Here is an 18,729-nt window from a genome sequence, read left to right as displayed (position 1 = left end):
GACGCTCTCCTTGCAAGTCTTTTCAAAATGTCAGGCCCCCGAACGGGGACATGACGAAAAATTCAGAACCGGACGCCATAGGCGACCTGAACGGTCTCTGTCCGGTCGGTCGGTTTGTCGTCCAGCGGTTTTGCCGCAAAGACCGACAGCGGGCCGATCGGGCTTTCCCAGCTCAGGCCCAGACCGACCGAGGACCGCCGGTCGTCGAAAGGCCGCGCACTGCCGGAAACACCCCCGAGGTCGTAGAAGGCCAGCGCCTTCAGCCCGTCGACGGCGGTCAGCGCCTGCACCAGTTCGATCCCCGCCGACCAGGCCGATTGCCCGCCGGGATAGGCTACCTCGGTCGAACCGGGGATGGTCGATACCGGCCCCATGGTCCCCGCGACAAAGCCCCGGACAGATCCGATACCGCCACCCTGATAGGTCTTGAACAGCGGCAGATCGTTGCCGCCCGCCACGGCGCTCAGTCCGACACCGGCGTGGCCGCGAACCACCGTATGCGTTGCCAGCCGTCCAAAGGCTTCGCCGCCGAAGGTCAGCTTGGCATAGCCGGTCGTGCTGGCCTGACCGATCTCGAGGTTCACGGTCGCCCGCCAGCCGCGCCCGGGCATCCAGCCGGGTTCGACCCGGTTGACGTCCACCCCGCCAAAGGCATAGGCGACATCCGTCACCGCGCCGTAGGTCGCCGCGTGGGCCGTCACCGCCACCGGCATGGTCGCCGTCATGTCGATGGTGTACTGTGCCACGCCAAAGCCCAGCTGCCGCGACACGCCGCCCGAAGCCTCCCGGACAAAGGTCATGGACAGATCCGCCCCGGCATAGCCGTACTGGTGACCCGCATCCTCGTTCGGATCGACGTTGAAGCCGCTCAGCCGGATGGTGCGCTGCAACGGCTGCTCCAGGAAATCCTCGTCGGTCAGCGCCAGCGCCAGAGATTGGCGATACTGCGACCCTTCAAGGTGAAAGCGCAGGTCCTCGTCGCTGCCGAACAGCCCGTCCTGCGTGACCTCGACCATACCCACGACACCTTCGAGGTTGCCGTAGGCGACGCCGAATGCCAGATCGCCGCCGCCGCCCAGCATGGTGCCGGGCGCGTTCTCGTCGGGGCCAAAGGCATCGCGTGACGGGCTGTCGGTCGCAAGCCCCTGAGCGAAGGCGATTGTGGGAGCCGCGGCAAGTGCCACGAAGAGTGCGATCACTTTGCCGGAACGGTCCATGTCACTGCACGACGGAGGTGTCGGCCTCCGCCAATCGTCGTTCCGCTCGCCGCCGGGACAGACCCTCGACGTTGGTCAGCGACTGCATGTGCAGAAAGCACAGTTCCAGTTCGTCGGTATCGAACATCTCGCCCAGGGTTTCGCGCGGAATCGCCTTCAGCCGCTCGCGGTTGATGCGGAAGAACCCGGCCATGCCCTTCGATGCCTCGCCGTCGCGCACCGAAAGCGCCGCCGGTTCGAGCAGGTCCAGCGCCTTCAGCCGTTGGCAGAAGACCCGTGTGCGCACGAACTGCGCCTGATACTGCGCGGCGAATTCCAGCATCTGCTCCAGATAGCTGCTGCGGGTGCCCTCGGCGTCGAACAGGCGTTCGCCGATGCCGTCGCGGTTCAGCGCCCCGCAGGCCTCGTCGATGCACAGGCTCAGCTGGTCGCCCGCCTCGTTCTGGGCAAACACAAACGGGTAGCGCCGCAGGAAGGCCGGGATGTAGCGCCCGGTCCAGCGGCCGTTGTCAGCGATAAAGAGGTTCGCACCGTCCTCGACGCCCAGCAGGACGGCGGGCAGGATCTCTTCTTCGGTTCCGGCAAATACGATGGCCATGTCCTGCGCTGCGGCCGCGAACTCGGCGGCGACGATCGGAACAGAGTTGAGATCGGCAGCAAATCGGAAATCCGCGAGCGGTTTCACCGAAGCGTCACCATGCTCCGCGACCCGCAGCGGCTGGGCGCGTTCGTATATCAACATCTGTTTCATGAGCCTGTCCCCCTTCAAAATTCGGGGTCGCAAAATAAAGGCGGCGCGTGAGTGCTCCGCCCCAGACCAAACAGCCCGATGTCCCCCTGCAAGGCCTTAAAATGGCCTCTTGCTGCACAGTCTATAGCGATTGATTCGCCGAAGGAAAGAAAAATATTTTTCAGTGCATTAAGCTATTCGAAAGGACTGATCCGCTGGGATCGGGCCCCGCGTCTCTCTGAGGAGAGCAAGCGCCTTGCACAGGACACGCCAGGAAAAATTGTCAGCTGACAATTTGACCCGCAACTCTTCGGCAGATCGGTTCCCGGCACAGGTTCGGACGGAAATTGTCAGCTGACAATTTAGCCCGCAATTGCCATTGCGCCCTGCATGGACTCCCGCCGTTTCCGCGCGGCCATCAGCATTCCCGGCATGTTAAAACGGCCTTCGGCTGCCCGGCGGGCAAGTCCCCGGAGATAGGCTCCGGGCCGGTGAATGCCTTCCAGTGTCTCCAGCATACAAAGCACGACCGCGACCGCGCGCTCCGATCCCATGGCGGTGCGGGCCTCCTCGAAAACCTGCGCGTCGATCCCCAGCATGGGATGCAGCCGTCGGACGATGCTTTCCAGTCCTGGCCAGTCGGAGGGCGTTCCGGGAAAGAAGCCGCGATATTCATGGCAACTTTCGAGCACTTCGGAAAGGGCAGGGGGCGTGTGCGCCTCGGGTCCGCGGTCACGGAACCGGGTGTTCTGATAAACAGATTCGGAATCTTCTGTATCTTGTATGTGCCGCTCATTTCGGTTGTCGCAGGCGCTCATTTCGACGGAGGGCAAGCGTGTTGTCAGCCGCTTATCCAGAGCGTTCAGCAGCGTTTCCAGCGTGTCGGGGGACAGCTTGCGGCGCAGGCTCAGCCGGGCCTCCTCAAGCAGGGGGTCGCCTGTATCGCAGCCATCATCGAGCAACTGTTGGCGGGTCGCGGCGATGAGGGCACGCAGGGCCGCGACACGGTCGCGCCGTTCCCGCGCGCATTCTGCCGCCGCCAGCAGGCTTTCGGCGCAGCGCGCCAGCGGGCTGAGGTCAAAGCCGAAGGCCACGCCGCCGAAGCGGGCAAAGCGTTTGCGGTTGGCACTGTCCTGCCGGTTCACCAGTCCGGAGCGGACGAGGGTTCCGAGGTGCCGGCGCAGCGTGCTTTCGGGCATCCCGTTCAGCCGTTCGGAGAGCGTGCGGTTGGAGGGGTAGACCACGGCGCCACCGGGGTCGGCGGGCAGGGCACGGTGGGGAAAGAAGCTCAGCAGCGCGCGCAGCACGGTCAGCGTGCGATGGCCGAGGCCGAAATCGGATGCGGCATGGGTCAGCGCATCGAGAAGCGCCCATTTGTCAGCCGGGCAGGGGCCGGGCTTCGGGCATGTCTCGACCGGCTGCCCGACGCGGATGCGGGACAGTTCCGTCATGGTTTCTATCACAAAAGACAAAAAGATGCCGTCCGCCGAATCGGCGGTTGTTGACAGGATCAGGCGGGAACGGCTATCTCAGGAGTGCGAGAAATGAGAGAGCTCTCCGGGACCTGTCCTGGGGGGCTTTTCTTTTGTCCGCTATGTGCCTCCTTGTTTTTGCTGCTCGGACATTGTCAGGACCGATCGGCGCGGCTTTTGAGCCAGCGATCGTATAGCTCCTGCACCAGGTCTTCGGCCTGGGCATCGACCCAATGTGTAAAGGCCGGGGCGTCGCCATGGGGCAGGGTGAGGACCAGCGCCTTTTCACTGCGCTTGACCTTGGCAATCGTGTAGCCCGCCTCGCTCGCGATCTTGCGCGAGGGCGCGGAGGGCGCGCGCACCACCTTGGGCGCAGGCTGACCGGACGCCCAGGCAAAGACCTGTTCAAAGCGGGTGTCGCTGTCGGTCAGGCCATCGAGCGCGGGCAGGCGAACCTCCACCGCTTCGATGGCGCCGGGGCGCTGGATGGATTCAGCCAGCTTGATCCAGCGGTCGCGCCCGATGCCGGGGGCCGATCCGATATGCTTCAGAAAGGCGATGTCGAAGGCGCGCCCGACCTTCAGCATACGGCTGAGCATGGGCGCGTCGATCGAAAGCGCGGCGCAGATTGTCTGCCGGTCGTAGTCCTGCGCATCGAGCTGCGCGGCAAAGCTGGCCTTTTCGATAAAGGTCAGATCCTTGCGGGCGGTGTTTTCCTGTCCCTGCGCAAGCACCAGCGCCTGATCGTCGAGCTGGCGGACCATCGCCTTGACCGGCAGTCCCAACGCCTTGAGCGCGCGCAGACGGCGGCGGCCATAGACGATGTCGAACAGTCCCGGCTGTCCCGCGTGGGGGCGCACGAGGACCGGCACCTGCTGGCCGTATGTCTTCAGGCTTTCCTGCAATTGCGCGTCGGCCTCGGCATCTTCGCCCAGCCGGTCGGTCACGCCCGCGTCGAGGATCTTTTCCGGTGCGATTTCCTGCACCGCGTTTTCCTGCAGCTTGGTCAGCGAGCTTTGCAGCGCGCCGACGGCGCCGCGCGGGGCGGGCCCGGCTTCCGGTCTGCGGGACGGGGCGGCGGTCGTGTCGGAGCCAGTGTTCGGTCCGGTGCTTAGAATGCCCTTGCGTGCCATGTCGTGTCTCCTCTGCGCGGTCTCAGCGGCCCCAGGCCTGTTGCAGCAGCGCCTCTATCTCGTCGTTGACAGCATTCAGTGACTCCATCGCGCGGTCGTAGGTGGAGCGGTGAAAGGCGCTGCGCTCGACCTCGTAGATGGTTTGTTGCGTCAGGCCCGCATCCGAGATCGCGGTGGATTTCAGCATCGGCGCCACCATGACCTCTGACCCGAAAAGCTGGCGCAGAAAGGCGACAACCTGCTGCTGTGGCCCATCGGACGGTTCGTAGCGGTTGATGAGAAAACGCAGGAAGTCGAATTCCATCCGCGCGCCCGCATTCGACACCACGTCGAGCAGGTCGGCGCTCATTTGCAGGAACTGCGACATGGATGCCACGTCGAGCATGTTCGGCACCACGGTGATGAGCACCCCCGTCGAGGCGCAGAGCGCGGACATGGTCAGGTAACCAAGCTGCGGCGGGCAGTCGAAGACGATGATATCGTAGTCGTTTTCGACCTCCTGCAGGGCGGCGGCCATGCGGGCATAGAACGGCGGCTGGATGTTGTTGCGCAGCGCGGTCGGGGTTTCGTGCTCGAACTCCTGCAGGATCAGCCCGCCGGGGGCAAGGTCGAGACCGGGAAAGTAGGTCTTCTGGATGATCGAGGAGAAGGGCAGGGGGTCCTCGTAACGGATCGCGTCGTAGATGCTGCCCGCGTGCAGGAAGTCGTATTCCGGTTGATAGCCGAAAAGCGTCGTCAGCGAAGCCTGCGGGTCGATGTCCACGGCCAGCACCCGGTAGCCCTTCAGCGCAAAGCGTTGGGCGGCGTGGATGGCGGAGGTCGTCTTGCCCGAACCGCCCTTGAAGTTGAGGAAGGACAGGACCTGCACCTTGTCGCCGGGTTCGCCGTCGGTTCCGGGGCGGCGGCCCTTGAGATAGGTGCCGCGCGCCTTGGCGTTGGCCTCGAGGTGGTGACGGATGGTCAGCAGGTCCTCGGCGGAATAGCTGCGGCGCCCCCCGGCGGAGGTGGCGACATCGGGGATGCGTTCTTCGAAATGCAGCTTGCGCAGGAAACTGGCGGAGATGCCCAGCAGGTCGGCGGCCTCTCCGGCGGAGAACACGCGCAATTGCTTGCGCGCGTCGGGCGCAAAGCTTTTGAGCATGTGCTGCTCCAGCGCACTCGCGAGGCTTTGCGCGTTCTCCCGGATACGGGTATTGATATGGATGGGGTCACTGCCAGCCATTGGGTCCGCCGTTCTGTCCGCCTCGGGTGCGGTTGTTTCCGCCTCGTCAGGAACGCTGTTTTTCGCCAGCTCACTCTTTTCCGTTTCTTTACGATTGTCGACTGCCACTTGGCAACTGTTTGTTGCGCATATGGCGGAAGGGCGTGCCGCAGGACTTGCCGGGATATCGGGTCGGGGCGGCGAAGGGGTGGGGTTAATGCATTGAATTATATAATTATAATGGAATTCTCAATTGTGCCGGGGCGGGCACGTTGCACCCCACCCTCATTCGGCAGGATTTGGGTGTACCCGTGACGGATGCGCCATAGGCAGCCCCCCCGGCGTTCAGAGATTCGTCCGATCTGGAGACGCGGCGGCGGGTGCGTGGCTGGATTCGCCCGTCCTTGCCGGAACAGGGCGGCCGTCCCGGCAAGCAAGGATCGGTTCCCCGAGGCCGATCGCTGCCGCCGGAACCATTTTCGACGCGATACCTCGCCGGTTCTTGAGCCGGCGGTAGATGATCGGGTCACGCATCCGCGCGCAGGCCGACGCCTTTGGACCCATGCCCGCCGCCAGTGTCGCCCGTTGCATTGTCGGCGCTGAAATCCAGCTGTGCCCCGACACGATCTGGTCCTTCCGGCCGTGGCGCGCGGGCGCCGCCCGACGGTCTCTACCGGAGATCAACAGCCAGCCCAGGCAGGGAACCGGCATCGCCGGAGGCTGACAGCGTTTGCAGGCTTGCCCTGCGGCGGATAACACTGCGGTCAAGACGGGGGAACGGAACCATGGCTGCGACACGGTTTGCACTCGATACCACACATCTGGTGCTGCGATCGATGGATGCCTCGGATGCGGGCGGACCCTATCGCGACATGTTCGCGGACCCCGCGATCATGAACGCGATGAACCTGCCCGCGCGGCGCCTGACGGAGGCAGAACTTGCGGGCTACATCGCCGGATTCGACGGTCGTACACGGGTATTGCTCGGCGCTTGGGAGCGCGGCACGGGGACGTTCTGCGGCTTCTGGACGGTCACGATCGATCAAGCACAGGGCAGCGCGACCCTGGACATGGCACTCGACCGGGGACATCCCCGCTGCGGTCTGTTCGCGCTGGAATCGACGCTGGCGGTCAGCGACTGGCTTTACCGATCCGGGATAGAGAAGGCCGTGGCGCATGTCCTGGTCGAGAACCGCCGCGCGGCGCGGCTTTTCCACGCCATCGGCATGACGCTCGAAGGCACCCTGCGCGGCGAATTGCGCGACCGGCGCGGCGGTAACGGGCGTGTGGATCTGCTGCGGTTCGGGCTGTTGCGATCGGAATTTCCGCTGCTTGAAACGCGCATCGCTCGCCTGATCGCGCGGTCGGGCAGTCTGTCCGGCGGACGGTTCAGGGTCGCCGCTACCCGCAGCGCGACGACCGAAGGGGAGAATGCCCCGGCGGACGTCGGCTGATGTAAGGGCTTGAATTACCGGGGTGAGGTGGCCTGTCACCCGTCGGTTACACTCCGGGGGAAATCCAGCACAATCCTCAGGATTCGCGTTACAACGCGCTGGGTATGTGATGCCTATCCGTCAAGTTTATTAAACTTTGGGAACGAAAATGCATTACAAACACCTTGGGGAACTTGCCCTGCTTCTCGGCACGACTGCGCTCCTGACCGGAGGCTGGGCAGCGCCAGTCCAGGCGGTGCCCCCGGCATCGACGGTTGGCAGCTGCAGCACCAATACGCCCGCCGCGAACACGACCGTCTATTGTACGACCGATCCGAACGGTCAGCCGCCGGGCATCGTCGCCACTGGCGACAGCGTCGTGGTCGACGTCGCCAGCGGTGTGACGCTGATGGATAACGGGGCGAGTGTCATCTCCTTGATGAACGACTCGACGGTCAATTCCGAAGGCACGATCAGCACCTCGCAGACGTTCAACGGTTCGACGAAGAATCCGGGAATCCAGATGCAGGACAACGCGCTGATCAACCTGCTGTCGGGTAGCGTCACGGAGTCCACGGCGACCGGCGGGCCAGGGATGCTCATCAAAGCCGGCGCGGATGCGACGGTGTCGGTGGCCGGGACGGTGCGGACAGCATCCACCGATGCACTTGTGCTGGGAACGCGCGCCGAGGTCACGATCCACTCCGGCGGTTCGCTCACCACTGTCGCCGGAGGAGTCGGACTGCGGGCCGAAGGCGGGCTGATGCTTGACGTTCAGGCGGGCGGCTCCATCTCCGCCAGCGGAAACGGCGATGCCGTCTATGTGGACCTTTTCAACGCCAGCCAAACGCCAACACATGCCACGCAGATCCGCGTCGGCGGCGCAATTTCCGCAAATACGGGTGCCGGTGTCCGGCTGACCGAAGGCGGCCTCCAGACCGCCGGCGGCCCCCAGACCGCGGGTAGCCAGAGTGTCCTCGTCGAGGTCCTCGAAGGTGGCAGCATCAGCTCGGCCAGCGGTGCGGCCATCGCCGTGTCGGCGTCCCGCGGAATCAGCATCGCCACCGAGGTCAACATCGCGGGTGCCGTATCGACCGGGCAGGCTGGCGGGACCGCGATCTCACTCGGTGCCGGAAGCGATTCCGTCCGGCTGATCGCCGGGGCCACGGTTTCCGGTGCGATCAACGCCGAAAATAGTCTGATGCAGCCCCCGATGGGCACGGCCCCCCAACCCGTTGCTCTCGTCGCCCTGCCGGATATCGACACGGACAGCCTCGCGCTCGACGGCGCGGCAGACACCATGGGCGCGCTGGACTTCGGTCTGACGCCGCTGCTCGGCTTCGAGTCGATCCGCAAGGTCGGTGGCGGGACATGGACGCTTACCGGTGACGCCGCTACCACGGCCAGCACTGGCCTCGGGGCGGTCCAGATCGACGCGGGCAAGCTGATCGTCGATGCCACAGCTCCGGGGATGGGGCTGGGGATCAATGCCGGCGGTGTGCTGGGCGGCAGCGGCAACATTGGCAGCCTCATGGTCAACGCCGGCGGCATCGCGGCTCCGGGCACCGGGATCGGGCAGCTCACCGCCCAGGGCGACATCACCTTTGCGTCGGGGTCCTTCTACACGGTGGAAATCGCGGCGGACGGCGGCTCGGACCGGCTGGCCACGAGCGCTTCGGCAGTCCTCGGGGGCGGTACGGTCATTCCGGTCACGATCGATCCCGAGGCGAACTATACCGACGGACGGGTTTACACGATCCTCACCGCCGGGAACGGGCTCTCCGGGACATTCGACGGCGTGGCCGAGAAATCGGCGCTGCTCGACTACACGCTCAGCTACGACACCAATGCGGCCTACCTGACCGCCATCGTAAATCCGGCAAACTTCACCTCGTTCGCGGAAACGAGCAACCAGGGCCAGCTTGGCGCAGCCCTGACGAATTTCAACTTCAGCGGCAACAGCGCCGCGATCCAGTCGTCACTCGCCGGTCTGAGCGCCGAAGAGTTGCGAGCGGTCTACAATGCCTTGCAGGGCGAAACCCATGCGGATGCCACCATCACGGCGGGGCTGTCGCTGGAGGCCTTCCTCGGCCAGCTGAAGGGCGGCGGTGCATCGCTGACGCCCCTGGGCGGGAACGCCGGTACCCTGTCCTCGCAGGGGCAGGCCTCGCCCTGGAGCACGGCGGCCTTCTCGGGCTTCGTCACCGGTTTCGGGTCCCGCGCCGAGGTCGACGGCCAGAATGGCGCGTCCGGCTTCGAAAGCACGACCCGTGGCTATGCCCTCGGCGTCGAGGCGAGCCTGCCCGATCTGGGTTCGAACACACGCTTCGGCCTGTCGCTGGGCCAGGCGCAGGGAAGCACCGACCTCGACAGCCGCGCGCAGTCGTCCGACGTCGATACGACGCTCTTCGGCCTTTACGGCGCGACCGGCGCCGGCGCACTGGAGAGCGGCTTCGCGCTCAGCGGCGCGGCGGGGTATGGTTGGCATGACATCCACACCGAGCGCCGGATCGCCTTCGGCGCCGTGAACAGCACGGCCAAGGCGGACTATGACGCGCAGACGCTCTCCGGCACGATCGGGGCCCGGTACAATATGGTGCGGCCTGCCCCCTTCGCCGGTGGGACGGGGACGGTCGTGGTGTCGCCGTTCGGCAGCCTGTCGCTGGCGCGCACAAAGAGCGATGCGTTCACCGAAACCGGTGCGGGCGCGCTGAACCTCTCGGGTAAATCCGAGACGCGCGACACCGGTACGGTCAGCCTGGGGGTGGCGGTTTCCGGTCGCTTCGAGATGGGGCAGGCGGTGTGGCAACCGACTCTGTCCCTCGCAGGGGAGCACGTCTTCGGCGACACCGGACAAAGCGCGACGCTGAAACTGGCGGGTTCGCCGACAAGCTTCGGCGTGAACAATCCGGGAGAAAGCCGGAATCGCCTTCGCCTTGGCCTCGGCACCTCGGTATCCATGGGCAACGGCGCCACGCTGCAAGTGGGAACGGAAAGCGTCTTTTCGAAGGACCGTACGGAGTTCGCAGGCAAGGCAGCGCTGCAAATCCGGTTCTAGGCCCATCGGCGATTACGCAAATTCACGGGCCCTCGACCTGTTCGGGGGCCCGGTGCCGTCCTGAGGGCGGCCTCGACGGACCGGTCCGCGGGACATTGTTGCAGAACTCGTCGTCGGGACGCGCATCCCTCTTTCCCCGGTGAACTCGGGCCACGCCTTCGATTCCGGGAGGCCAGGGCACCCCGAGGCCGCAGGGACTTCCGGTTGCCAGTCTGCCGCGACCTTGGTTTGTTTTCTCCAACGGGCGCCGCGTCAGCTTAGCCCTTCCTCCGTTGCGATGTGGTCGAAGTCGGAGATTACCGCGAAGCTGGCCGGTTTGATCTGCCCGAACTTGGAGCGGTCCGCCACCAGCACGCGGTTCTGCGCCCGCGCCATGGCGGCGCGTTTCATGGCCGCCTCGTGGAAGGTGGTGCAGGTCACGCCCAGCCGGTCGTCGATCCCCGCCGCCGTCATGAAGGCATGGTTGATGGCGTAGGCCTCCAGCGTCCTGTCCTCCTCTACAGGGTAGAAGGACGCCGTCTGCGGGTGATAGACCCCGCCCAGCAACACCAGTTGCAGGTTTGGCCTGCGCACCACGGCATCGGCGATGTTCAGCGCGTAACAGATGATCGTCACCTCGAGGTCGTTCGGGATCATCTCGATCAGGTGGGTCAGCGTCGTTCCGCAGTCGAGAAAGAGCGTTTCTTCGGCCCGGATCAGCGGCAGACAGGCGGCGCAAGCGGCGCGTTTCGCGGCTTCGTTTTCGGCGGCGGCTTCGGTCAGGTCGTAGGGCGCGCGCCGGGCGGAATCCTGCGACAGAACAATATGCCCCCCAAGAAACTGAAGGATTTCAGGAACCTCTCGAATATCCCGGCGCACAGTCATTTCCGACACGTCAAGCATTTCGGCCGCGTCGCGCACATGCAGGGAACCACTGGTGGTCACTGCGTCCTGCAGTTGCTGCAGGCGGGCTTCCTTGCGGGATTGCGGTGTTGGGCGGCTGTCGGCGCGGCCTTCGGATGGGCACATGATGGGTCTCCTGTGGGCATGTTATAAAAATAACAAAAAGGAGTTGCAATCGAAACATTTCCGCGTACGGTATACCAAATTCCGCTGCGCATCCCTGAATGCGCGACTCGCGCAAGAGGGCTATGAAATGTCACAAACAGCCGCCCTGTCCGCCGGCACGGCCCCGAAATCCGATCTGGAACCGGATCTGAAATCCGCCCCGGAAAAGGGCCTGAAACCAGCATCGGAAACGGGCCATGCCCGCAACCCCGGCCTGCCGCTGGATCTGTCCCTGATCGAAGCCGTTCGGGTGAATACCTCCGCCTCTGAACGGCGGGCCGCCGCATTGCCCGGACGCCGCGCGGTGAAGGCCGACGCCCAGAGCGCGTGGCTTCTGAAGGCAGTGACCTGCATCGACCTGACCACGCTGAACGGCGACGACACGGAGGGCCGCGTGCGGCGCCTGTGTGCCAAGGCCGCGCAGCCGGTGCGCCCCGATCTGCTGGACGCGCTCGGCATGGGTGACCGCCGCATCACAACCGGCGCGGTCTGTGTCTATCACCGTTTCGTCGGGGCCGCCGTGGACGCGCTGCAGGGCACGGGCATTCCGGTCGCCGCCGTCTCTACCGGCTTTCCTGCGGGTCTGTCGCCGCACGCGACGAAGCTGGCGGAGATCGAGGCCTCGGTGAAGGATGGCGCGGCGGAGATCGACATCGTCATCACCCGCGAACACGTGCTGACCGGAAACTGGCAGGCGCTGTATGACGAGATGCGCGACTATCGCGCCGCCTGCGGGGATGCGCATGTGAAGGCGATCCTCGCTACCGGCGACCTGAAGACGCTGCGCAACGTGGCGAAGGCCAGCCTTGTCTGCATGATGGCGGGTGCCGATTTCATCAAGACCTCGACCGGCAAGGAAGGCGTCAACGCGACGCTCCCGGTGTCGCTGACCATGGTGCGGGCAATCCGCCAGTACGAGGCGATGACCGGGATAAAGATCGGCTACAAGCCCGCCGGCGGCGTGTCGAAGGCCAAGGACGTGCTGACCTATTTCGCCCTGATGAAAGAGGAGCTGGGCCACGACTGGCTGCAGCCGGACCTGTTCCGCATCGGCGCCTCCTCCTTGCTGGGCGATATCGAACGGCAACTCGAACACCGCGTGACCGGCGCCTATTCCGCCGCCCGCCGCCACCCGATCGGATGACCAAGATGACCGTAGCGCAGTATTTCGACAGCATGGATTACGCCCCGAGCAAGGAAGACGACAGCGCCGCCCGCGCATGGCTGGCCGCGCACGAGAGCCGTTTCGGCCATTTCATCGGCGGCCGCTTCGGCACGCCGGGGGAGGGGTTCGATACGGTCGAACCCGCAACCGGCAAGCGGCTGGCCAGCGTGACGCAGGGCAGCGGCGCGGACGTGGACGCGGCCGTGGCCGCCGCGCGCAAGGCGCAGAAGGGCTGGGCCGCGCTGCCCGGTCACGAACGGGCGCTGAAGCTCTATGCGCTGGCGCGCATCATCCAGCGCAACGCGCGCATCCTGTCGGTGGTCGAGGCGTTGGATAACGGCAAGCCGATCCGCGAGACGCGCGACATCGACATCCCGCTGGCCGCGCGGCACTTCTATCACCATGCGGGCTGGGCGCAGCTGCAGGACAGCCAGTTCGCGGGCTACGACCCGGTGGGCGTCATCGGCCAGGTGATCCCGTGGAACTTCCCCTTCCTGATGCTGGCGTGGAAGGTCGCGCCGGCGCTGGCGCTGGGAAACACCGTGGTGCTGAAACCCGCCGAGGCCACGCCGCTGACCGCGCTGCTGTTCGCCGAGTTGGCGCAGGCGGCGGGCCTGCCCGAGGGCGTGCTGAACATCGTCACCGGCGACGGCGCCACCGGCGCGCTGATCGCGGCGCATGACGGCGTCGACAAGGTGGCCTTCACCGGCTCGACCGAGGTCGGCCGCAAGATCCGCGAGGCCACGGCGGGTAGCGGCAAGTCGCTGACGCTGGAACTGGGCGGCAAGTCGCCCTTCATCGTCTGCGAGGATGCCGATCTGGATGCCGCCGTGGAGGGCGTCGTCGATGCCATCTGGTTCAACCAGGGTCAGGTCTGCTGCGCGGGTTCGCGCATTCTGGTGCAGGAAGGCGTGGCGGATGACTTCCACGCCCGGCTCGCCGCGCGGCTGAAAACGCTGCGCATCGGTACGTCGCTGGACAAGACCATCGACATGGGCGCGGTGATCGACCCGGCGCAGCGCGCGCGTATCGCGGGCATGGTGGATGCGGCCGTCGCGGCGGGCGCCACGCTGCTCCAGGCCGAGGGCGCGCTGCCCGACGCGGGCAGCTTCTACCCGCCGACCGTGCTGCAGGACGTGCCCGCCACCTGCGCGGCCGCGACCGAGGAAATCTTTGGCCCGGTTGCCGTTTCCATGACCTTCCGCACCCCCGAAGAGGCGGTGCAGCTGGCCAATCATTCGCGCTATGGCCTCGCCGCCAGCATCTGGAGCGAGAACGTGAACCTCGCGCTGGACCTCGCGGCAAAGGTGCAGGCTGGCATCGTCTGGGTGAACTGCACCAACGTCATGGACGCGGGCGTGGGCTTTGGTGGCGTCAAGGAAAGCGGTTTTGGCCGCGAAGGCGGGCGGGAGGGGTGTTTCGACTACCTCAAGCCGCGCGCGCTGGCCAAGGCGCCCGAGCGCAAGCCCGTCGTCCCGGCGAAGGCCAAGGGCTTTGCCATCGAGGCGGTGGACCGCACCGCGAAGCTGTTCATCGGCGGCAAGCAGGCGCGCCCCGACGGCGGCAACGCCCGCGCGGTGATCGGCGCCAGGGGCGAGGTCCTGGCCGAGGTCGGCGAGGGCAACCGCAAGGATATCCGCAACGCCGTGGAAGCCGCGACGGCGGCCGCAAGCTGGGGATCGAAGACCCAGCACAACCGCGCCCAGATCCTGTATTACATGGGCGAGAACCTGTCGGCCCGCGCGGCGGAATTCGCCGACCGCATCGTGGCGCAGACCGGGGCAAAGCCCGACCGTGCCCGTGCGGAGGTCGCGGCCGCCGTCAGCCGGCTGTTCAGCTACGGCGCCTGGGCGGACAAATACGAGGGCGTCGTGCACATGCCGCCGATGCGCGGGCTGGCGCTTGCAGTGCCGGAATCCATCGGCGTGGCAGGCGTGATCTGCCCGACAGAGGCGCCGCTGCTGGGCTTCGTCAGCACGACCGCGCCGCTGATCGCCACCGGCAACCGCGTTGTGGCGGTGGCCTCAGAGGCGCATCCGCTTTCGGCGACGGATTTCTACCAGGTTCTGGAGACCTCCGACCTGCCGGCGGGTGTGCTGAACATCGTTACCGGCAGCGCCGACACGCTGGGCGCGGAACTGGCAAAGCACAACGGGGTGGATGCGCTCTGGGCCTTTGGCTCGGCGGCGTTGTCGGAGACGGTGGAACGGCTGTCCACCGGCAATCTCAAGCGCGTCTTCACCGACTACGGCCGTGCCTGGGACTGGATGTCGCCGGAAGCGGAAGGCGAGCTTTTCCTGCGGCAGGCGACGCAGATCAAGAACATCTGGGTGCCCTACGGCGAATAGACCCGGCAGAGAATCGAACAGAGCGTGGCACCGGGAGAGAGCCGCGCGGGGGGAGGACACATGGCAGAGCAGAAGGGGATCGCGATCCTCGGCATCTACGTTGCGGATACCGCCTATCTGGCGGGCCGCATGCCGAAGATCGGCGAGACAATCCAGGGCAGCGGCTTTTCGCTTGGCCCCGGCGGCAAGGGATCGAACCAGGCCGTCGCGGCAGGGCGAGCCGGGGCCGAGGTCAGTTTTATCTCCAAGATCGGGGATGATCCGTTCGGCAAGATGGCGCTGGAGATCTACGAGGACGCGGGCGTTACCCCGCGCGTCGAGGTGATGCCGGACATGCCGTCGGGCGCGGCGTTCATTTTCGTGAACGACACGACCGGCGAAAACGCCATCATCGTCTACGCCGGCGCCGCAGGCACCATTTCAGAGGCCGATGTGGAGGCGCAGCGCGACGTGATCGAGGGCGCGCGGGTCTTTGTCACCCAGCTGGAACAGCCGCCCGAGGCCGCGCTGGCCGCGCTGAGGACGGCGCGCGCAGCCGGTGTCACCACCGTCTTCAACCCTGCGCCCGCCAATTCCTTTGACGATGCCTGCTACGGGCTGAGCGATTTCTTTGTGCCGAACGAAAGCGAAGCGGCGGCCATCGTCGGTTTCGATGTCGTCACCGAGGATGACGCGAAACGCGCGGGCGAGGAATTCCTGAGGCGCGGCGTGAAGACGGCCCTGATCACGCTGGGCGATAAGGGGGTCTACATCCACTCAGCCGAGATCAGCAAACGCATACCCGCGCTGTCCAACGCCCCGGCGATCGACACCGCCGGGGCGGGCGACGCCTTTATCGGCGGCTTCTCCACCGCGCTGGCCGAAGGGCAGGGGATCGAGGATGCGGTACGCTTTGGCTGCGCCACGGCGGGCATCGCCGTCACCCGGCGCGGCACCGCGCCCGCCATGCCGACCCGTGCCGAGATCGACACCCTGCTGGGAGCGCACGCATGACCCGCGACGACCCGATCAAGCACCTGTTTCTCTGGCCCGCTTTCCTTGTCGTTCTGGCCATCGCGATCTTTCCGCTGATCTTCTCGCTGGCCAACAGCTTCATGAGCCTGCGACTGGTGCCGCCGATGCCCGCGCGGTTCGTGGGCCTCGACAACTACACCGACCTGCTGAGCAATCCGCGCTTCTGGCAGACGGTGAAAACCACGTCGATCATCGCCTTCACCTCTGTCGCGTTGCAGTTCGTGATCGGTTTCGGCATCGCGCTGGCGCTGGCCAAGCGGGTGAAGGGCGTCGAATTCTTCCGCGTGAGTTTCCTGATGCCGATGCTGGTGGCGCCTGTCGCGGTGGCGCTGGTCGCGCGGCAGATCTTCAACCCGACCATGGGGCCGTTGAACCAGATGGCCACCTTCTTCGGGTTTCCGAACCTGCCGTACCTGACGGATGCGCATTGGGCGCTGGGGTCGCTGATCGCGGTGGAGATCTGGCAGTGGACGCCGTTTGTCATCCTGCTGCTGCTGGCCGGGCTTCAGGGCCTGCCCGATGACGTCTACGAGGCGGCCGAGCTGGAGAACGCCAGCGGCTGGCAACAGTTCTGGGGGATCACCTTCCCGATGATGCTGCCGATCTCTGCGGCGGTGATCTTCATCCGCATCGTCGAAAGCTTCAAGATCATCGACACGGTATTCGTCATGACCGGCGGCGGGCCGGGGGTGGCGACGGAGACGCTGACCTTGTTCGCCTACCAGGAGGGGTTCAAGAAGTTCAACCTGGGCTACACCTCGGCGTTGTCCTTCCTGTTCCTCGCGGTGGTGCTGATCCTCAGCCTTGTCTACCTCGCCCTGCTGAAACCCTACCTGGAGAAGTACAAATGAGCGTGCGCGATCTCCATGGCCCGCGCCGCTGGGTGGCTTTCGCCCTGTGCTGCGCGTGGTTCGCCTTTACCATCTTCCCGCTGTACTGGGTGGCCATCACATCGCTGAAAACGCCGCCCGACGTGGTCGGCGGACCGACCTACCTGCCGTTTGTCGACTTCGAACCGACGCTGAAGGCCTGGCGCGAGCTTCTGTCCGGCATCCGGGGCGAGTTCTATTCGAACTTCTGGTCCTCCGCCATCGTGGCGGTGTCGTCCTCGGTCTTCGCCACGCTGCTGGGCGCCATGGCGGCCTATGCCCTGGTGCGGTTCTCTTTCCGGGTGAAACTGCTGTCGGGCGTGCTGTTCTTTGCCGTGGCCATGGGCGGTTTCCTCGCCGGGCGCTACTGGCTGGGACTGCCACCGGCCACGGCCTCCATCCTTGCCTTTTGCGCGGCGCTGGCGCTGTCGGTGATCGCCAATCGCTTTCCGCTGCCGGGCAAGGTGATGAACAACGACGATATCGTGTTCTGGTTCGTCAGCCAGCGCCTGTTCCCGCCGATCGTCGTCGCCTTCGCGCTGTTCCTGCTCTACTCCGAGATGGGGAAGATGGGGTTCAAGCTGACCGATACCTACCTCGGGTTGACGTTGGCCTATATCGCCTTCTCGCTGCCCATCGTGGTCTGGCTGATGCGCGATTTCATCGCGGCACTTCCGCTGGAGGTCGAAGAGGCTGCCATGGTCGACAACGTGCCGCAATGGCGGATCTTCTTCGGCATCGTGCTGCCGATGACCCGCCCCGGCCTGATCGCAACATTCGTCATCACGCTGGCCTTCACCTGGAACGAGTTTCTCTTTGCGCTCTTCCTGACCAATTCGGAATGGCAGACGCTGCCCGTGCTGATCGCGGGTCAGAACAGCCAGCGCGGCGACGAATGGTGGGCGATCTCTGCCGCCGCCCTCGTGGCCATCATCCCCATGGTGATCGTCGCGGGGCTTCTGGGGCGGCTCATGCGGTCCGGCCTGCTGAGCGGCGCCGTCAAATAGGTTTAACAAAGTGCCCCGGAGGAGGGGCCATTTCTGGGAGGAAATACCATGCTGAAATCATTGAAACTGTCGGTGGGCGCGCTGGCGCTGACCACGGGTGCCGCGCTGGCGTGCTCGCCCGATTACACCGGGGTCGAGATCACCGCGACCACGCAGACCGGCCCCTACATCGCCTCCGCGCTGAGCCAGGCGGCGGAAGTCTGGTCGGAGAAGACCTGCGGCACCGTGAAGGTCGTCGAATTCCCCTGGTCGGAGCTGTATCCGAAGATCGTCACCACGCTTGCGGCGGGCGACGATTCCTTTGACGTGATCGCCTTTGCCCCCGCATGGGCGCCGGATTTCACGCCCTTCCTGACCGAAATGCCCGCCAAGTTCCAGGAGGGCGAGGCCTGGGAAGACATCGCGCCGGTCTACCGCGAACAGCTGATGGTCTGGAACGACAAGGTGCTGTCGCAGACCATGGACGGCGACGTGCACACCTACACCTATCGCATCGACCTGTTCGAGGACGCCGCCAACCAGGAGGCATTCAAGGCGAAGTACGGCTATGACCTCGCCGTGCCGAAGACCTGGAAGGAATACCTCGATATCGCGGAGTTCTTCCAGAACGACGTCGAAGGCGTCTATGGCACCGCCGAGGCCTTCCGCCGGGGCGGCCAGCAGTTCTGGTTCCTGTTCAGCCACGTGGCGGCCTACGCCAGCCACCCCGACCTGCCGGGGTCGATGTTCTTCGACCCCGAAACCATGGATGCGCAGGTCAACAACCCGGCATGGGTGCGCGGCCTCGAGGAATATATCCGTGCGTCGAAGCTGGCGCCGCCCTCGGCGCTGAACTTCTCCTTCGGCGAGGTCAACGCGGCCTTTTCGGGCGGGCAGGTGGCGCAGTCCATCGGCTGGGGCGACACCGGCGTGATCGCGGCGGACCCGTCGCAGTCCACCGTCGCGGGCAAGGTCGGCTCCGCCGTGCTGCCGTCCGCAACCGAGGTCTACAACTACAAGACCGGTGAGTGGGACAGCTACGACACGCCCATCGAC

The 18,729-nt window shown here is 65.5% G+C and carries 15 protein-coding genes; 9 read left to right on the top strand and 6 right to left on the bottom strand.

Translation table 11 applies throughout. The features are described 5' to 3' along the window. Nucleotides 1-62 precede the first annotated feature (62 nt). The 5 genes from J5474_RS18260 to repA form a co-directional block, all read right to left on the bottom strand. Nucleotides 63-1,217, bottom strand: a complete 1,155-nt coding sequence (locus tag J5474_RS18260; RefSeq protein ID WP_209362758.1) for a BamA/TamA family outer membrane protein — start codon at nucleotides 1,215-1,217, stop codon at nucleotides 63-65. Between the two features lies 1 nt (nucleotide 1,218). Next, nucleotides 1,219-1,968, bottom strand: a complete 750-nt coding sequence (locus tag J5474_RS18255) for a SapC family protein (RefSeq protein WP_209362756.1) — start codon at nucleotides 1,966-1,968, stop codon at nucleotides 1,219-1,221. A 341-nt stretch (nucleotides 1,969-2,309) separates the two neighbouring features. Then, on the bottom strand, nucleotides 2,310-3,398 hold the full coding sequence (gene repC / locus J5474_RS18250) for a plasmid replication protein RepC (protein WP_209362753.1): 1,089 nt from the start codon (nucleotides 3,396-3,398) through the stop codon (nucleotides 2,310-2,312). Between the two features lie 176 nt (nucleotides 3,399-3,574). Further along, on the bottom strand, nucleotides 3,575-4,552 hold the full coding sequence (repB, locus tag J5474_RS18245) for a plasmid partitioning protein RepB (protein WP_209362751.1): 978 nt from the start codon (nucleotides 4,550-4,552) through the stop codon (nucleotides 3,575-3,577). Between the two features lie 22 nt (nucleotides 4,553-4,574). After that, nucleotides 4,575-5,774, bottom strand: a complete 1,200-nt coding sequence (repA, locus tag J5474_RS18240) for a plasmid partitioning protein RepA (RefSeq protein ID WP_209362748.1) — start codon at nucleotides 5,772-5,774, stop codon at nucleotides 4,575-4,577. Between the two features lie 496 nt (nucleotides 5,775-6,270). On the opposite strand from repA, the gene J5474_RS18235 reads away from it, so the two are divergent. The 3 genes from J5474_RS18235 to J5474_RS18225 all read left to right on the top strand — a co-directional run bounded on the left by J5474_RS18235 (nucleotide 6,271) and on the right by J5474_RS18225 (nucleotide 10,244). Further along, nucleotides 6,271-6,477: a hypothetical protein gene (locus J5474_RS18235; RefSeq protein ID WP_209362746.1), complete on the top strand. Its 207-nt coding sequence runs from the start codon at nucleotides 6,271-6,273 to the stop codon at nucleotides 6,475-6,477. Nucleotides 6,478-6,538: 61 nt separating this feature from the next. Next, nucleotides 6,539-7,207, top strand: a complete 669-nt coding sequence (locus J5474_RS18230; RefSeq protein ID WP_209362744.1) for a GNAT family N-acetyltransferase — start codon at nucleotides 6,539-6,541, stop codon at nucleotides 7,205-7,207. Between the two features lie 148 nt (nucleotides 7,208-7,355). Further along, complete coding sequence (locus J5474_RS18225) at nucleotides 7,356-10,244, top strand: autotransporter family protein (protein ID WP_209362742.1); 2,889 nt, start codon at nucleotides 7,356-7,358, stop codon at nucleotides 10,242-10,244. Nucleotides 10,245-10,496: 252 nt separating this feature from the next. Here the strand turns inward: J5474_RS18225 and J5474_RS18220 are convergent, their stop codons facing one another. Next, the gene (locus J5474_RS18220) at nucleotides 10,497-11,252 is read right to left on the bottom strand and encodes a DeoR family transcriptional regulator (protein ID WP_209362740.1); all 756 of its coding nucleotides are present in this window, start codon (nucleotides 11,250-11,252) and stop codon (nucleotides 10,497-10,499) included. A gap of 127 nt (nucleotides 11,253-11,379) precedes the next feature. Here J5474_RS18220 and deoC point away from each other — a divergent pair, with 127 nt between their 5' ends. The 6 genes from deoC to J5474_RS18190 form a co-directional block, all read left to right on the top strand. After that, nucleotides 11,380-12,435 carry a deoxyribose-phosphate aldolase gene (deoC, locus tag J5474_RS18215; protein ID WP_209362738.1) on the top strand — a complete coding sequence of 352 codons (1,056 nt, stop codon included), beginning with the start codon at nucleotides 11,380-11,382 and terminating at the stop codon, nucleotides 12,433-12,435. 5 nt (nucleotides 12,436-12,440) lie between these two features. Continuing rightward, the gene (locus J5474_RS18210) at nucleotides 12,441-14,804 is read left to right on the top strand and encodes an aldehyde dehydrogenase family protein (RefSeq protein ID WP_209362736.1); all 2,364 of its coding nucleotides are present in this window, start codon (nucleotides 12,441-12,443) and stop codon (nucleotides 14,802-14,804) included. A gap of 60 nt (nucleotides 14,805-14,864) precedes the next feature. Beyond that, nucleotides 14,865-15,797 (top strand): ribokinase, encoded by a 933-nt coding sequence (gene rbsK, locus J5474_RS18205; protein WP_209362734.1) that lies wholly within the window; start codon nucleotides 14,865-14,867, stop codon nucleotides 15,795-15,797. Then, nucleotides 15,794-16,669 carry a carbohydrate ABC transporter permease gene (locus tag J5474_RS18200; protein ID WP_209362732.1) on the top strand — a complete coding sequence of 292 codons (876 nt, stop codon included), beginning with the start codon at nucleotides 15,794-15,796 and terminating at the stop codon, nucleotides 16,667-16,669. Before rbsK ends, J5474_RS18200 begins: the two co-directional genes overlap by 4 nt. Next, a complete protein-coding gene (locus tag J5474_RS18195; protein WP_209362730.1) occupies nucleotides 16,666-17,694 on the top strand; it encodes a carbohydrate ABC transporter permease in 1,029 nt (342 codons plus the stop codon). Before J5474_RS18200 ends, J5474_RS18195 begins: the two co-directional genes overlap by 4 nt. 48 nt (nucleotides 17,695-17,742) lie before the next feature. Then, the coding region (locus J5474_RS18190; protein ID WP_209362727.1) for an ABC transporter substrate-binding protein at nucleotides 17,743-18,729 on the top strand (987 nt) is incomplete at its 3' end.

Source organism: Sagittula salina (assembly GCF_017813235.1).
In the GTDB taxonomy this organism is placed as follows: domain Bacteria; phylum Pseudomonadota; class Alphaproteobacteria; order Rhodobacterales; family Rhodobacteraceae; genus Sagittula; species Sagittula salina.
The sequence above is the reverse complement of the archived record's forward strand: the minus strand, read 5'-3'. Positions and strand labels throughout refer to the sequence as shown.

Bases quoted from the DNA above. Each gene is read 5' to 3' on its own strand.
- J5474_RS18260 (WP_209362758.1), bottom strand. From the start codon at position 1,217: ATGGACCGTTCCGGCAAAGTGATCGCACTCTTCGTGGCACTTGCCGCG.
- J5474_RS18255 (WP_209362756.1), bottom strand. From the start codon at position 1,968: ATGAAACAGATGTTGATATACGAACGCGCCCAGCCGCTGCGGGTCGCG.
- repC (WP_209362753.1), bottom strand. From the start codon at position 3,398: ATGACGGAACTGTCCCGCATCCGCGTCGGGCAGCCGGTCGAGACATGC.
- repB (WP_209362751.1), bottom strand. From the start codon at position 4,552: ATGGCACGCAAGGGCATTCTAAGCACCGGACCGAACACTGGCTCCGAC.
- repA (WP_209362748.1), bottom strand. From the start codon at position 5,774: ATGGCTGGCAGTGACCCCATCCATATCAATACCCGTATCCGGGAGAAC.
- J5474_RS18235 (WP_209362746.1), top strand. From the start codon at position 6,271: ATGATCGGGTCACGCATCCGCGCGCAGGCCGACGCCTTTGGACCCATG.
- J5474_RS18230 (WP_209362744.1), top strand. From the start codon at position 6,539: ATGGCTGCGACACGGTTTGCACTCGATACCACACATCTGGTGCTGCGA.
- J5474_RS18225 (WP_209362742.1), top strand. From the start codon at position 7,356: ATGCATTACAAACACCTTGGGGAACTTGCCCTGCTTCTCGGCACGACT.
- J5474_RS18220 (WP_209362740.1), bottom strand. From the start codon at position 11,252: ATGTGCCCATCCGAAGGCCGCGCCGACAGCCGCCCAACACCGCAATCC.
- deoC (WP_209362738.1), top strand. From the start codon at position 11,380: ATGTCACAAACAGCCGCCCTGTCCGCCGGCACGGCCCCGAAATCCGAT.
- J5474_RS18210 (WP_209362736.1), top strand. From the start codon at position 12,441: ATGACCGTAGCGCAGTATTTCGACAGCATGGATTACGCCCCGAGCAAG.
- rbsK (WP_209362734.1), top strand. From the start codon at position 14,865: ATGGCAGAGCAGAAGGGGATCGCGATCCTCGGCATCTACGTTGCGGAT.
- J5474_RS18200 (WP_209362732.1), top strand. From the start codon at position 15,794: ATGACCCGCGACGACCCGATCAAGCACCTGTTTCTCTGGCCCGCTTTC.
- J5474_RS18195 (WP_209362730.1), top strand. From the start codon at position 16,666: ATGAGCGTGCGCGATCTCCATGGCCCGCGCCGCTGGGTGGCTTTCGCC.